Genomic DNA, 14,154 nt, shown 5'->3' on the forward strand with positions numbered 1-14,154 from the left:
ATGAAAGCAGTGATACGCGAGGGCGACACCCTGCGGGAGTACGGCGGGAAAGTGCTGGGCGGGCATTATCTTTGCTTCGGGAAAGGAATTGCCTGCAGAGGCGATGCGGTGAGGTGCAATAAACATGGCATGACGGTCATTATCGAAGGTAGCTCGATATCGGAAGTGGACGGACAGCCGGTGGCGCTGCACGGTCACCGTTGTGCCTGCGGCTGCACGCTGGTGAGCTCCTTTCCCGATTGCGGCATTGAGCTGTGAGGCCGTTACCGGAGTATCCACCCTACCGGGTCGCGCGCCCTCCTGATGGCAAGCGATGGCTGTCAGCGGGCGCGCTGATGGTATTGCTGTGCGGGGTGGGCGGCGCGCTGCTTCGTTCTGCCGGGAGCGGTGCAGAGCTGGTTATAAAAGGAATGGCCTGCGCGTTGGTTGTGATGGGCGTGCTCTGGTTAATACGCCTGCTGTATTACCGGATGTCGGCCCATAACGCCCGATATTATGAACAACTGGTTGAGCAGCAGCAGCAGGCCTGGTGGGAGCAGCATCAATACCGTTTCGCGCTCAGTGATATGGTGCTGCTGGGCCCGGCCGGAACCGATACGCCACACTGGCTGCGGCTGCTAAAGCGGGAGCATCGGGTTCCTGAGATAAAAAATGAGCCGAGCGGGAAAGCGCTGCGTATCGGTCGAACGCTGGTCGATACGGTGGCTGAACGTGAAGCTTTGCTGGCAAAAATGCTGGTGCTGCAATGGCAGACGCAACGCGCAGATTCCTCCCTCCCACAATTATGGCGATGCTACTGGCAGGGTTCTCTGAAGGGCTGGCGTGCATTCTGTACTCAAATGCAGATTTCATTTCCGGACGTGGCGCTTCCTGAAAAACCGGAGGCATGGCAAGGCGAAGAGACGCTGTCTGCACTTGCCGCAACGGCTCAAACGCTCTCTGAAAAAACGGTCATTCTTGTCGCTGGGTGTCATTCGATAGCTGCTTCGTTTAACTCAGCGCAGCCTGCCGGTGAGTCCGCTGCACTGTGTCTGGTCGCGCAGAGAGGGCTAGTCAGCCTGACCCGGGGGGAGGTTTATGATATCGCCGGGAAAGAGGTTTTAACCGCAGTCTGCGAGCGAGCTGAGCAGCAAAGTGAACTCGAAAATCCGCCTGATGCCTGCATGCTGTTCTCACAGCCGACGCTGCCCGCCCTGGCGCAAAGCGGCTGGAATGTAACCCATCACGTTCAGGACCTCAACTGGGGGAACCCCGGTGATATGGAAATGCTTATCGTGCTGCTTCTGGCGGCCCTTTACGCAAAAAATAATCAAGAACCCTGCGGCTGGATAGCCAAAGATCCTCTACACACTCTCGCACTTGGAATTATTAAACCTTATGGTGAAGGAAAATAAACCCGCTGAATTTTCTGTGCTTGCCACGGCGGTGTTGTTTGTTGCTACTGTCACGCTGCTTGTGCTGGCAGGTGGGTTGCTGTGGTGGTATTGGGGGGAAGATCTCTCCACTGAATGGGACGTGTTACGTCGAATCATAACGGCCTGTTTTGTTGTCTGGGGAGTGTCACTTTGCGTACTGGTGCTGGGGTTTATCGCTTTTCATTTAATGATTCGGGATAAAGTTATGGGAGAAGTTTCTTCCAGGCCGGTCAAAAAGAAAAGAACGCCCGGGCTGCCGCTCAAGGTGGACATCAGCAGCCATCTCCGTCGCCGCTATAGCCTCTTTTGGCGAAGTAAAGCTCGCCTGCTGTTAGTCACAGGCGATGAGAACGCCATCGCTCAGTTGGTGCCCAATCTGCAAGCCCGTCAGTGGCTGGAAGGTAACCGCACGGTCTTGATTTACGGCGGCAGCCTGACCGCTGAACCCGACGAAAAAAAATATACTGCTCTGCGCAAGCTGCGACGTGGTCGTCCTCTGGACGGCATCGTGCGCGTAATTGGCGAAGGCCAGAGTATTACGTCGCAGATGAGCGATAGTGATCTGCGCGGGCTGGAAAAAATCAGCGAACTGCTGCGCTATTCCGCGCCGGTATGGTTATGGCAACTGCGAGACAGTAAGTGGTCGCAGGCTAAGCGTATTGAACAGCCGATCGGAGCCACTTTCCCGCTCCGAGCCAAAGCCGACGACATTACCCGCCAGCTTGAACTGATGCTGCCGACCCTGCGGACGCAGGGGGTGAGTCAGGTCGCAGAAAACAACCGCCACGACTTCCTGCTGCGTCTGGGCCAGCATCTCAAAGATGGCGGTATCGCCCGCTGGGCCCAGCAACTGCTGCCATGGCTCTCCGACGCTCAGCAGCGCGTTCCGCTGCGCGGCCTGATGTTCAGCCTGCCGGAGAATAAACCTGCTGAGATGTCAGGGGGAACAGCCGACGCTGAGAAATATATTCCGGAGTCACAACGCCATGCCCTCGCTCTGCCGGTGACATGGCAGGGGATCGTTGACGACTGCACCCGTGTACGTGGCCGCCGTGTCGGTATGGCATGGGAACAGACGCTCGCCTGGACGCTGGCGGCCATCATCGGTCTCTGGGGGGCGGGGCTGCTGGTCTCGTTTATGCTGAACTATGCACAAATTTCCTCTGTGGCAGGAAAAGCCCGCAATCTGGTTGAACATCCTTCGGTATCCGATTATCAGCTGACGGCACTGCATGAACTGCGAAACGATGCCGGGCGCATGTTGCACAATATTCAGGAGGGCACGCCCTGGTATCAGCGCTTCGGCCTCGACCATAATCAGCAGTTGCTAAACGCGATGCTGCCCTGGTACGGCGTGGCTAACAACCGGCTAATACGCGACCCGGCAAATGCTGCCCTGGCGCAAAAGCTCGCAGCGCTGGTCAATTCAGCGCCAAACAGCGACCAGCGGGTGCAGCTGGCGAAACCGGGTTATGACCAGCTTAAAGCCTGGCTGATGATGGCTCGCCCGGATAAAGCCGACGGTGCATTTTATGCACAAGCGATGAAAACCGTGCAGCCGACGCGTATGGGCATCTCAACCGGGCTGTGGCAGAGTCTGTCGCCGGATTTATGGGCCTTCTATATCGCTGAACTGCCAAAGCAGCCACAGTGGAAAATCACACCGGACGCGCAGCTGGTCAGCCAGAGCCGTCAGGTGCTGTTGCAGCAGATTGGCCGCCGCAACGCGGAAAGCACGCTGTATGAAAACATGCTCAAATCCGTACGCCGTAATTTCGCGGATGTGTCCCTGGAAGACATGACCAGCGGCACCGACGCCCGTCGCCTGTTCACCACCGATGAAGTCGTACCGGGCATGTTCACCCGCCAGGCATGGGAAGGGGGGATTCAGCAGGCCATTGAGAAAGCGGCCAGTTCACGCAAGGATGAAATTGACTGGGTATTGAGCGACTCCCGAAAAGCCGTATCGGCGGACCTTTCCCCGGAAGCGCTCAAAGCGCGCCTGACAGAGCGTTACTTCACTGACTTCGCCGGCAGCTGGCTGAACTTCCTTAACAGTCTGCGCTGGAATCCTGCGAACAATATTGCCGATGTCACCGACCAACTGACGCTGATGAGCGATGTCCGCCAGTCGCCACTGATTGCCCTGATGAATACCCTCGCCTGGCAGGGACAGACCGGCCAGAAAAGCGAAGGCCTTTCAGACTCAATCATCAAATCGGCTAAAGACCTCGTAGGCGGGAAAGACAAACCTGCGATTGACCAGTCAGCGTCAGGCCCACAGGGGCCACTTGATGAAACCTTCGGCCCGCTGCTTCAGCTTCTGGGTAAAAACAACGGCAGTAACGTCATGTCGGCTGACAACTCTCTTAGTCTGCAGACCTATCTGACCCGTATCACCCGCGTGCGCCTGCGCCTGCAGCAGGTGGCCAGCGCCTCAGACCCGCAGGAGATGATGCAGACCCTGGCGCAAACCGTATTCCAGGGCAAAAGCGTTGACCTGACCGACACCCAGCAGTACGGCAGCCTCATTTCGGCAAGCCTTGGCGAAGAGTGGAGCGGTTTTGGCAGCACGATGTTTGTGCAGCCGTTGGCCCAGGCCTGGGAGACCGTGCTTCAGCCGTCGGCAGCAAGTCTGAATGACAAATGGAGCCGCTCGGTTGTGGCGAACTGGCACACGGCATTTGACGGGCGCTTCCCGTTCGCCGCGAGCAAGAGCGATGCCTCCTTGCCCATGCTGGCCGAATTTATACGTAAGGACAGCGGACGTATTGAACGCTTCCTGACGACTGAACTCAGCGGTGTGTTGCACAAAGAGGGCAGCCAGTGGGTGCCGGATAAGGTTAACAGCCAGGGACTGAACTTTAACCCAACGTTCCTGCGGGCGATAAATCAACTGAGCGAGCTGTCAGACATTCTGTTTACCGATGGCAGTCAGGGCATCAGCTTTGAGCTGCAGGCACGTCCGGCACCCCAGGTAGTGGAAACTCAGTTGACCATTGATGGGCAAAAGCTGCACTACTTTAACCAGATGGCCGACTGGCAGTCCTTCCGCTGGCCGGGAGACACTTATAAACCAGGGACAATGCTGACCTGGACCTCGGTCAACGCCGGTGCGCGACTGTTTGGGGATTACAGCGGGACCTGGGGTTTTATTCGCTGGCTGGACCAGGGCAAGCGGCAGCAGCTTGACCGCAGTCAGTGGATGGTAAGTTTCACCGCCTCCGATGGTCGCACCCTGCAGTGGGTACTGCGTTCACAGCTGGGCAGCGGGCCGCTGGCATTACTGGCACTGCGCGGCTTCACGCTGCCGGATCGGATCTTCAGCATCGACAGCGCGGCCACGGCTCAGGCGCTGATGGCCAGCACGAAAAACAGTGACATGGACGGAATTGAAGAATGAGCAGTCTGCAGAATCTTGTTGCCGCCTGTCAGGCGGACGAAATTGAGCTACGGCAGCAGGCGCAGGCCCGCACGGAATGCTGGCAGCCCTGGCTTGCCCCGGTCAGCGACACCAATCCTACAGGGGAAGACCCGGGTTATGACGATGATTTCCAGCGTATCAGAGAGGAGGTAAATAAACTCTCCGGCATCGATACCGGGCTGATTTGTACGCTTGCCGAAAAACTGCTAACCACCACCGCCAAAGATATCCGGATTGCCACCTATTACTGTTGGGCGCGTCTGCATCAGGACGGGGAAACCGGCTTTGCCGAAGGGCTTGAACTGCTGGCAGGATTGCTGCAGCGCTATGGAGCGCAGCTTCACCCGCAGCGCGAGCGGAGCCGAAAACCTGCGCTTGAGTGGCTAGCTGGCTCTCGTCTGCTCGATAGCCTCTCCCTCTGGCCGGAAGTAGTTCGCAGCGATGCTCAGCGCACTGCGGGTGTGCTGCTGCTCATCCGCGACAGTCTGGAAACAGAGCCGGAAACGTCACGGCCGGAACTGAATGCGCTGTACAGCGCGCTGGAATCCCGCCTGATGAAGGCCGGTGGCGTGGATGCTTTGGTTCCTCAGAACGCCAGTAACTCGTCCCAGCCACAGATCTCATCGCACACGACAGAGCATGATGCACCCGTCCTGAGCCGCATTTCGTCCGGTCAGGATCTATTGACCCAGGCCCGTACTCTGGCGGGATATTTGCGTGAACAACCGGATGGATGGCTTCCCGCACACCGGCTGATGAAAAGCCTGCGACATGACACGCTGAGTGCTATTCCAGCCCCGGATGCCGAAGGGAAAACACGCATCGAACCGCCGCGGGCTGACCAGCGGGCCATGCTCAAACGCCTGTACCTGCAGCAGAGCTGGCTGGAGATACTGGAGCACGCCGACAGCACCTTCTCGCGCGGCGCCAACCACCTCTGGCTGGATTTGCAGTGGTATATCCATCAGGCCCTGGTGAAATTGGGCCAGGATGTGCTGGCCGATATCATCATTGCCGACCTGAAAGTACTGCTGCGTCGCCTCACCGGGCTTGAAACGCTGGCCTTCAATGACGGGACGCCGTTTGCCGATGAGGTCACGCTGAACTGGATAAATCAGAGCGTGCTGGATGATATGTCCGGCTGGCGTGATGAGCCGGTCAGTACTGTCAGTGGGACGGACAACGATATTCTGGCTCTTGAGCAGGAAGCGCTTGTGAAAGCGGACACGGATGGCCTGGATGCGACACTCCACTGGCTGCAGACCCGCCCGGGCACTGACACCACGAAAGACAAATGGCTGCTGCGCCTGCTGATGGCGCGCGTGGCGGAACAAAAGGGTAAGAACGAACTGGCCCTGCATCTGCTGGGGGAACTCGATGGTGCTGCACAGTCAATCACCCTCACGCAGTGGACGCCGGCGCTATTGTTTGAAGTCAAATCGCGCCGCCTCAGACTGCTGCGCATGAAAGCCACCCGCAGCGAGACCGATAAATCTCGGCTTCAGCCTGAGATGGACCAGCTTCTGGCCGGTCTGATCGCGCTCGATCCGGCAAGCAGCGCGGTGCTATGCGGGTAAAACGCCTGGCCTACCTTTAAAATTCATCTATTCAGGTTCTTATGGACGATTTAACCCTGCGTTATTACGACGCTGAAATGCGCTACCTGCTTGAAGCCGGCGAAGAATTTGCCCGCGCTCACCCCGAGCAGGCAGCAATGCTCAACCTCGATAAAGCGGGCGCGCGCGACCCTTACGTGGAACGCCTGTTTGAAGGCTTTGCCTTCATGATGGGGCGGCTTCGCGAGAAGCTTGATGATGACCTGCCTGAACTGACAGAAGGGCTGGTCAGCCTGCTTTGGCCACATTACCTGCGCACCATTCCGTCGATGTCGGTGGTGGAGTTCACACCCGACTGGCGTGAGATGAAAGAGCAGATGCGCATTGTCAAAGGCTTTGAGGTGCACTCGCGGCCGATAGGTGAAAAGGGGACGCGCTGCCGGTACACCACCACCAAAGAGATCATCCTTCAGCCTCTGTCGCTGGAGCACGCCCGCCTGTCTACTGATCCAGACGGGCATTCGGTTATCAGCCTGCGGTTTAACTGCAGCCATCTTGCCGACTGGGGCCGTGTCGATCTCAGCCAAATCCCGTTCTACTTCAACGCCGACGCGCCGCTCGCCTGCGCCATGCACGAAGCCTTCACCATGAATGTTGCCCGCCTCTGGCTGCGGATGCCTGGCGACATGGACAGAAGACCGCTCGACGGGTATTTCAGCGCGCTGGGATTTGGCGATGACGACGACCTGTGGCCGAAGGGCAGCAGCAGCTTTAGCGGCTATCAGCTGCTGCTGGAGTACTTCACCTTCCGCGAGAAATTCATGTTCACCGGCCTGTGTGGACTGGAGAGCGTCAACTTTCCTGCTGAACTCCCCTGGTTTGAAATTGACGTAGTGCTGGCGGAACGCTGGGAGCATGACTTCAGCTTTACCGAAAAGCATCTGCGCCTGAACTGCGTGCCCGTGATCAATCTGTTCCCACTGGAATCCGATCCGCTCACGCTAAATTCATTGCAGACCGAATATCTGCTGCGGCCGATGCGCGTACAGGATGGTCATACCGAGATTTACGCGGTCGATTCGGTGATGTCATCCAGCCAGCATACCTACGTGCCGTTCTCGAGCTTTCGACATAAAGGGGGAATGATGCGCCATGAAGCGCCGGAATATTACTATCACACCCGCGTGCGGCGCGGCCCGTCTGGGCTGCATAATACCTGGCTTATCCTGGGTGGCGAAGCCTTTGACAACCACACCGTCCCGGAAGACGAAAGCCTGTCCCTGACGCTCACCGGCACCAACGGCCAGCTACCGCGACGGGCGCTGCAAAGTACCGTGCTCGATACGGTGATGAAAACCACCTCGGCCAGCATCGCCGTGCGCAACCTGTGTGCGCCAACGCTGCCCTGTTATCCACCAGCGCAGGATCGTTTCCACTGGCGCGTGCTGAGCCATCTCGGCAGCGGATTTCTGTCGATGATGGATAATGCCGACGTGCTGCGGGGTACCCTGGCGCTGTATGAATGGACGGATAGCGAGATGAACCGCCGTCGCCTGGAAGCCATCATTGACGTGAAGCACAGTGAAACTGAACGATTTGAGCAGGGTTATTTGGTCCGCGGCGTGCAGATTGAAGTAACGCTGGACAGCCACGGTTTTGCCGGGCGCGGCGACATCTGCCTGTTCGGCGAGATGCTGAGCCGCTTCTTCGCGCTCTATACCGACATCTATCTGTTTAACCGCCTCATTATTATCCTGCAACCGACCGGAGAACGCCTGGAATGGCAAGAGAAGCACAACCGCCGCATTCCCGGCTGACGCCGCGGCTGGAGGCCGATCTTCACCGCATCAACTTTTATCGTTTATGCCAGCTGCTGGAGAAGCGCAATCCTGGAAGGCCGCTGATGGGCTCAACCAGTCATCCCGCCGATGACCCGGTACGTTTCGCGCCGCATCCGGGGATGGGGTTTCCGGTCAGCGAGCTGAGGGCCGTCGAGTATGGCGAAGACGATGACAATAAGCCTCCGGTTATCCGCACAACCTTTATGGGCATGTACGGCGTTGATTCTCCCTTACCGACGGCGTATCTCGATGACATTACCCAGCGCCGGGAAGGGCATGAGGCGCTGCAGGGCTTTCTGGATATTTTCAGCCATCGCATCCTGACGCAGTTTTACCGCATCTGGCGAAAATACTCCTACCCGGCCACGTTTGAGCCCGGCGGAACGGACAGCATTTCGCAGTCGTTACTGGGTCTGGTAGGGCTGGGGATACCGGGTACGGCAAATCATATTGCCACACCCGTGTCGCGCTTTCTGGCTCTGCTGGGAGTGCTGCAGCAGCCGGGCAAAACCCAGGAGGGGATGCAGGCACTGGTGAGCCTGCTGGCCCCCGATACGACGGTGCAGGTAAGTCCGTATTGTCTCCGGCCGGTAGAGGTCAATCAGCCGCTGGGTTTTTATGGCGATGATGATTTTCTGCTGGATGGCAATACGCCGTTAGGTGACGAAGCGATGGATGCCGGCAGCCAACTGCTGGTTGCACTCAAGACGGATAACGTACAGGAAGCGCAGGGCTGGAAGCCGGATGGCCAGCTGTACCAGGATTTCCTGGTGATGCTGCGGGTGTATCTGGGCTGGCGGTTCAAGGCCAGAATTACCCTGACTACTTCTGTCCGACTGCTGGCCGTACCACCGCTGGGTGAAAATCCTTTCTGGTTGGGAATGAACGGCGTGCTGGGCGCAGAGGGTGAGAGCCTTCCGGATGACATACCTGAAACCTTTACGACAGAGCTGGGCTATTACAGCGGGCTGGAGCCTGCGAAACCGCAACAAGGAAACCGACGTGTTACGTACAAGTTTAAATAAAGCCACTCGCTGGCTGGTACCTCTGATGGCGCTCACTTTGACAGGCTGCGGGGTGACGCAGAGCATCACCGACGGTACCAAATCGGCGTTTACTTCCGTGTTCTATAAAAAGATTAAAATACTGCATCTGGATTTCACCGCGCGTGAGGCGCTGAACACCGACTCCCGCGAAAATAACTCACTGTCAGAGCCTGTTGTGGTGCGGGTTTATCAGCTCAAAGACCGCAAAACCTTTGATAAGACGGTCTATCAGCAACTTCTTCAGGATGATGCCAGCATTCTGAAAGACGACATGCTGGCCAGTCGTGACGTCGTGGTGAAGCCGGGCGGGGATGTAAGCCTTGATATGCCGATGGAAGAAGAAGCGCAGTTTGTCGCGGTAGTGGGGCTGTTCAGGCACCCGGACATGACTAACGACACCTGGAAGCAGGTTATCAAGCGCAGCGATCTGGATCCGGACAAACCGCGCATTCTGGAAGCCGGCGAAAACCATCTGACGCTGCAATCGCTTAAGGATGACTGATGCCCCAGGGACATAACACACCTTCGCTGTATGAGATGCTGACCGGAAATTTTACCGGCGGCCTCGAGCTTAATCAGGTTGCTGAAGAAAACCAGGTCATCCTTTCGGTACTTGATAACATGCAGCGCGTTCTCAACTGTCGCGCCGGCACGCTGGCGCATCTGCCCGACTACGGGTTGCCCGATATGACAAAAATCCTGCAGGGCATGCCTGGAACGGCCCATGAGCTTATGGGCACATTGTCTGCCGTCCTGCTCAAATATGAGCCACGCCTGAAAAAAATAGACGTGGTTCTGCTGGAGCAGAATGTACCCGGCGAACTGCGCTATGCCATTGACGCCGAGCTCAAAGGGATTGGGCTGGTGCGCTATGGCACCGAGTTTATGCCCGAAGGACGGGTTCTGTTGAGGCACCTCAGGCAACAGCAGTATCTCGACACGTCAACCCGGATATAAGGTCAGTTAGCACCATGTCAATAAAATCACAGTTCCTGAAAAAATTGCAGGCCAGACAACCCGCCCCGGCTTTGCCTTGCAGCAAGAGTCAGTTGGATATAGCTGAGTTTCGCCTGCGAATGGAGCAACTTCAGACGCAGATGGATGAGTGGCTGACAGGTACCGGACTGAATGTAGAGCCGCTGACGGCATCCGTCCCTGACCTGCTGGTGGAGGGAGGGGTTTTTGAGATTACCGGTATCGTTCTGCGTTATGACAACCGGGCGGTAAAATTTATGCCGGTATTTCTGTATGGGCAGAGCGTGGCTGGTTGTGTCGAGGTGACTTTTTGCTCCGGAGAAAATGTGATTTCTCAAGGACGCCTGTTCATGCGGGTGGGGGGAGTGAGTCACTGGACTTATACTCCCCCTGATACATCGCCGCAGTCAGGACAGCTATTTGATGAAGGTATTTTTTTCGGCCTGATTTTAGCGCTGTTGTCATAGCGATAACTCTCATTCCTTCTGTTAGTCATTGCCATTCTAAATCGTAAAACACCTCACACATCAACTGACGACATTAACCGACACGGATATTCAGGCCTTCCAGGATGACCACACATAAAACGTTAAAAACCGGCGGCGACCCGCGCACGCTGCCGGAATATACATCCCTGCGTAACGAATTGAATAAACTAAGCCATCCGGCGCGCCCGGATGTGAACTGGGTATACGTTGAAAAGTGCTGCCTTTCATTATTCGAGCAAAACGGCGTTGAGCTGCAGACCGCAGCCTGGTACACCCTTGCCCGTACGCATCTGTCTCGATTAACTGGCCTGAACGAAGGGCTCGCTATCCTGGAGGCTCTGATTAGCCGTCAGTGGGATGTTCTCTGGCCGCAGTCGCTGCAGGTTCGTATGGAGATCCTGAGCAGCCTGAGCCAGCGCCTGCAGCAGCTCATGCGTATGCTTTCGCTAAACAACAGCGATCTTAGCGATCTTTACAACGCTGAAGAATTGCTTGCCAGCCTGGGGGCGGTGCTTCAGCGCCTTGAGCTCAAACACCTTAGCCAGTTTGATACGTTACGAATGGTGATACATTCAAGCGCAGCAAGGCTGGAAACCAGTAATGGCGTGACAGACTTGAATGGGAGCAGGCCCGACAGTGAATCGCCTTCGGAGAGGGCAGAGCCGATCGAACAGGTGAAATGGGTCTATGTTGTGCAGCAGGAAACTGAGCCGAATAGTGAAGGCCGTATGGCAGATCCCGGGTCTGTCAGACCATGGAAACCTTTTGTCGCTGGAGTGTGCTCTGCATTGGTGGTCAGCGTCGCCGTGGAGTGGGGATGGTGTTTTCTGTCCAGCCCCGATCCATTGACGGCTCAGGCCGTTGCCTCTACGGCACCGTTACCTGAAGTGCTCACGTCCGTTCAGCGGGACGCCATATTACAGCGAGATACGTTACCCGCCACGTTTATCACAGATACGCAACGGCAGCTTGACCGACTGGATAAACTGCCTCCTGACTGGAGTATTTCCTATAGCCTTCAGCTGTTAGAACAACTCCAGACATTGCGACCTGAAGAGGCTAAGGCGCTGTTAATACAGTGGCAAAAAAAGTTTAACGCGACGGCGTTGCCGGTAGGCGCAATGAACAGCTGGTATCAGGGGATGATGAAGCTTCAGCAACTGAGTGATCGGCTGAGTAGTCTGGATGAGCAAAAGGGAAAATATATCACCGTAAGTGAGCTTAAATCCGTGGTTTTTTCGACTATGCAGTCATTTAACCATGCGATACCCGCTGAAGAGCAGCTCAGGCGCCTGTCGCAGTATCCTGCAGGAAATGCGCTCCCTGAAGCTGAAAAGACCCAGCTTGAGCTGCATCTAAAGCAACTGGCTGCGCGTTATGCTCAAATAAAGCAGGATGCTTCTGCTCAATGAGTTTTTGCAGCGAACGGGCTAATTTGGGTGAAAACAGAGGAAGATAGAAGTGTCCCCTGCAGGAATCGAAAATTTAGTTAATTATTTGTTTTTTAAGTATCTATTCCCATGATTTTTTTGGGATACCATCATGGATACCATCAGTTGATAAAAACGTCTCATTGAAACCATAGGAATCAGCTTGTTTCATTAGTTCAAATAACGCACAGATGAGTTGAAGAGCTATGGAACAGTGGGCCGTCAAATTTGCAAGGATGCTGAAAAAACGCCCAAAAAGTTATCACACCCTACGCATTATAAAATGCAATTTACCACTCAGCGCCAGCTCTGGAAGCGAGGGGTATAAATGTAAACCTGAAGGGCTTTAAATTTCCGCTAGTCCGCACCATAACAGGATTTAAAAGTGTATTCCATCGCCCTTTATGACATAAAGATATTCTATCTCTAAAAGCGTTTGTCGAATCGAATTTGAAAAAAAGACTGTCCGCAGTAGGCAGACAGTCATGAAAATTGTTATTAACGGCACAAAAAATTTCAGATATCTTATTTTAAAGTGTCAATGTTGCCAATGTTCATCAGCGTTTTATAACTTGCCGGGCCTCTTCCGTACCCATAATTTTGTTTTTCATGCAGTGCTTGTTTCTCTTGTATTTTGTATCTGAAGTCGTCAGCACTATCAATCCCAAGTGCTTCTTTCAGCTTTATAAAACCTTTATGCTGTGTTGCCCGTAAGAAAATATTAGGGACCGCATTGTAGCCAGCGTAAGGTGTGGTGGCTGCGTACCAATATATTCCATCATGACAACAAGAATATGCCAAGCATAATATGTCAGCTTCTATGATGTCAGTGAAGGTAATGTCGCTTCGATCTGCATTTCGCTTAATGAACTCAATCACTGGGCTATAAAATTTTCTTTCCGTGCTCAAAGCGTGTTGTATTGTGTTTGAACTTGTGAAAAACGAATCAAACGAAACGAAATCTTGTTTGCTGGATAATTCACTTTCTTGAGCTAAAAAGTGAGTGGAAAGAATTTCATTTATTAATTTAAATTTACCTTTCTTTATCATGCTTGCAATAAAATAAAGGAAAGCCTCATAAATAAATATGCTTTGAGCATCAAACCAATTTGTTTGGTATGTGCCAATGCCTGCTGGGACTATAGGCAAAGTAAGCAACCTTTCCAGGAACGAAACAAAGATATCAGTTAAATCTTTTTCCTCTGTAAATTCTGCCTCTAATAGAAACCACTCACAATAAAGGTTTCTAATTGGCTTCATGGCTGCAGTATCATTAACAATTTTATTAGCTAAAAATTCATATGTTGAAGATTCTGGAGCTGTTCTGACTCTTAAATCATCAAGGTATGAAAATGCAGATGCTAAAAAATCATTTCGATAATGAGTAATTCCTTTTTTATTTTGTAGTAATGCCTGTTTAAGACCGTTAAATTTTGTTAGAGGCTCGCTTGTAGGTTCATACCGTGTTTCATTAAGAAAAGAGGGACGTGGGCCTAACTTAGGTTTTTTATGTAACGGTTGACCATGCAAAAGCCTTACTAACTGTTCCCAATTTTCATTTTCTTTTTCTGGGGATGAAAAATCTATCCCAATCAAGGAACTCATAAATACAGGTAGGTATGGCTCTCCATGCTCATCAAGCTCACATAAAATTGGAATGAATTTAGTTTGCGCGACCTTAGTGTACACTTGTTGAGAGATTATTTGAGATTCGGTTCCAACCCCTCTTATTTTTTGGTCTGCCTTTTCGGTGTAAGCTTTGTCGCACATGACAAGTACATTAGTAATGGTGCTGTCGACAACAAGCTTTTCCATAAAAGCGTTTTTATCGTGGCCCTCTTTCAGATCATAAATATCTATTATTACATCAACGCCATCGCCGATTAACCTGTCGGCAATCTGCTTAACTCGTTCTCTATGTGCCAGTGAAGACCAGCTGTATGAGATAAAAATCTTTGGTTCCATTATCGTCCCTTAAC

The 14,154-nt window shown here is 53.9% G+C and carries 11 protein-coding genes; 10 read left to right on the forward strand and 1 reads right to left on the reverse strand.

Features of this window, described 5'->3' with window-relative positions:
- The 10 genes from USG84_RS12730 (at window position 1) to USG84_RS12775 (ending at window position 12,157) form a co-directional block, all read left to right on the forward strand.
- The gene (locus tag USG84_RS12730; protein WP_151412977.1) at window positions 1–258 is read left to right on the forward strand and encodes a PAAR domain-containing protein; all 258 of its coding nucleotides are present in this window, start codon (window positions 1–3) and stop codon (window positions 256–258) included.
- On the forward strand, window positions 255–1,394 hold the full coding sequence (locus USG84_RS12735; RefSeq protein ID WP_253542887.1) for a hypothetical protein: 1,140 nt from the start codon (window positions 255–257) through the stop codon (window positions 1,392–1,394). The genes USG84_RS12730 and USG84_RS12735 overlap by 4 nt, the downstream gene beginning before the upstream one ends.
- A complete protein-coding gene (locus tag USG84_RS12740) occupies window positions 1,378–4,818 on the forward strand; it encodes an ImcF-related family protein (RefSeq protein WP_253542885.1) in 3,441 nt (1,146 codons plus the stop codon). The genes USG84_RS12735 and USG84_RS12740 overlap by 17 nt, the downstream gene beginning before the upstream one ends.
- Complete coding sequence (gene tssA / locus USG84_RS12745) at window positions 4,815–6,416, forward strand: type VI secretion system protein TssA (protein WP_151412976.1); 1,602 nt, start codon at window positions 4,815–4,817, stop codon at window positions 6,414–6,416. The genes USG84_RS12740 and tssA overlap by 4 nt, the downstream gene beginning before the upstream one ends.
- A gap of 41 nt (window positions 6,417–6,457) precedes the next feature.
- Window positions 6,458–8,212, forward strand: a complete 1,755-nt coding sequence (tssF, locus tag USG84_RS12750) for a type VI secretion system baseplate subunit TssF (RefSeq protein ID WP_151412975.1) — start codon at window positions 6,458–6,460, stop codon at window positions 8,210–8,212.
- A complete protein-coding gene (gene tssG, locus USG84_RS12755; RefSeq protein ID WP_253542881.1) occupies window positions 8,176–9,261 on the forward strand; it encodes a type VI secretion system baseplate subunit TssG in 1,086 nt (361 codons plus the stop codon). Before tssF ends, tssG begins: the two co-directional genes overlap by 37 nt.
- Window positions 9,239–9,784 (forward strand): type VI secretion system lipoprotein TssJ, encoded by a 546-nt coding sequence (tssJ, locus tag USG84_RS12760; RefSeq protein WP_151412974.1) that lies wholly within the window; start codon window positions 9,239–9,241, stop codon window positions 9,782–9,784. Before tssG ends, tssJ begins: the two co-directional genes overlap by 23 nt.
- A complete protein-coding gene (gene tssE / locus USG84_RS12765; protein ID WP_151412973.1) occupies window positions 9,784–10,239 on the forward strand; it encodes a type VI secretion system baseplate subunit TssE in 456 nt (151 codons plus the stop codon). Before tssJ ends, tssE begins: the two co-directional genes overlap by 1 nt.
- A 14-nt stretch (window positions 10,240–10,253) precedes the next feature.
- The gene (locus tag USG84_RS12770) at window positions 10,254–10,724 is read left to right on the forward strand and encodes a hypothetical protein (RefSeq protein ID WP_151412972.1); all 471 of its coding nucleotides are present in this window, start codon (window positions 10,254–10,256) and stop codon (window positions 10,722–10,724) included.
- A 104-nt stretch (window positions 10,725–10,828) separates the two neighbouring features.
- Complete coding sequence (locus USG84_RS12775; protein WP_253542880.1) at window positions 10,829–12,157, forward strand: VasL domain-containing protein; 1,329 nt, start codon at window positions 10,829–10,831, stop codon at window positions 12,155–12,157.
- 543 nt (window positions 12,158–12,700) lie between these two features.
- On the opposite strand, the gene USG84_RS12780 is transcribed toward USG84_RS12775, so the two are convergent.
- A complete protein-coding gene (locus tag USG84_RS12780) occupies window positions 12,701–14,140 on the reverse strand; it encodes a toll/interleukin-1 receptor domain-containing protein (protein ID WP_151412971.1) in 1,440 nt (479 codons plus the stop codon).
- Between the last annotated feature and the right edge of the window lie 14 nt (window positions 14,141–14,154).

The sequence above is a fragment of the Enterobacter sp. 168J2 genome, assembly GCF_034107265.1.
Classification (GTDB): Bacteria; Pseudomonadota; Gammaproteobacteria; order Enterobacterales; family Enterobacteriaceae; genus Enterobacter; species Enterobacter nematophilus.

Bases quoted from the DNA above. Each gene is read 5' to 3' on its own strand.
- tssG (WP_253542881.1), top strand. From the start codon at position 8,176: ATGGCAAGAGAAGCACAACCGCCGCATTCCCGGCTGACGCCGCGGCTG.
- tssE (WP_151412973.1), top strand. From the start codon at position 9,784: ATGCCCCAGGGACATAACACACCTTCGCTGTATGAGATGCTGACCGGA.
- tssA (WP_151412976.1), top strand. From the start codon at position 4,815: ATGAGCAGTCTGCAGAATCTTGTTGCCGCCTGTCAGGCGGACGAAATT.
- tssF (WP_151412975.1), top strand. From the start codon at position 6,458: ATGGACGATTTAACCCTGCGTTATTACGACGCTGAAATGCGCTACCTG.
- USG84_RS12730 (WP_151412977.1), top strand. From the start codon at position 1: ATGAAAGCAGTGATACGCGAGGGCGACACCCTGCGGGAGTACGGCGGG.
- USG84_RS12775 (WP_253542880.1), top strand. From the start codon at position 10,829: ATGACCACACATAAAACGTTAAAAACCGGCGGCGACCCGCGCACGCTG.
- USG84_RS12740 (WP_253542885.1), top strand. From the start codon at position 1,378: ATGGTGAAGGAAAATAAACCCGCTGAATTTTCTGTGCTTGCCACGGCG.
- USG84_RS12770 (WP_151412972.1), top strand. From the start codon at position 10,254: ATGTCAATAAAATCACAGTTCCTGAAAAAATTGCAGGCCAGACAACCC.
- USG84_RS12780 (WP_151412971.1), bottom strand. From the start codon at position 14,140: ATGGAACCAAAGATTTTTATCTCATACAGCTGGTCTTCACTGGCACAT.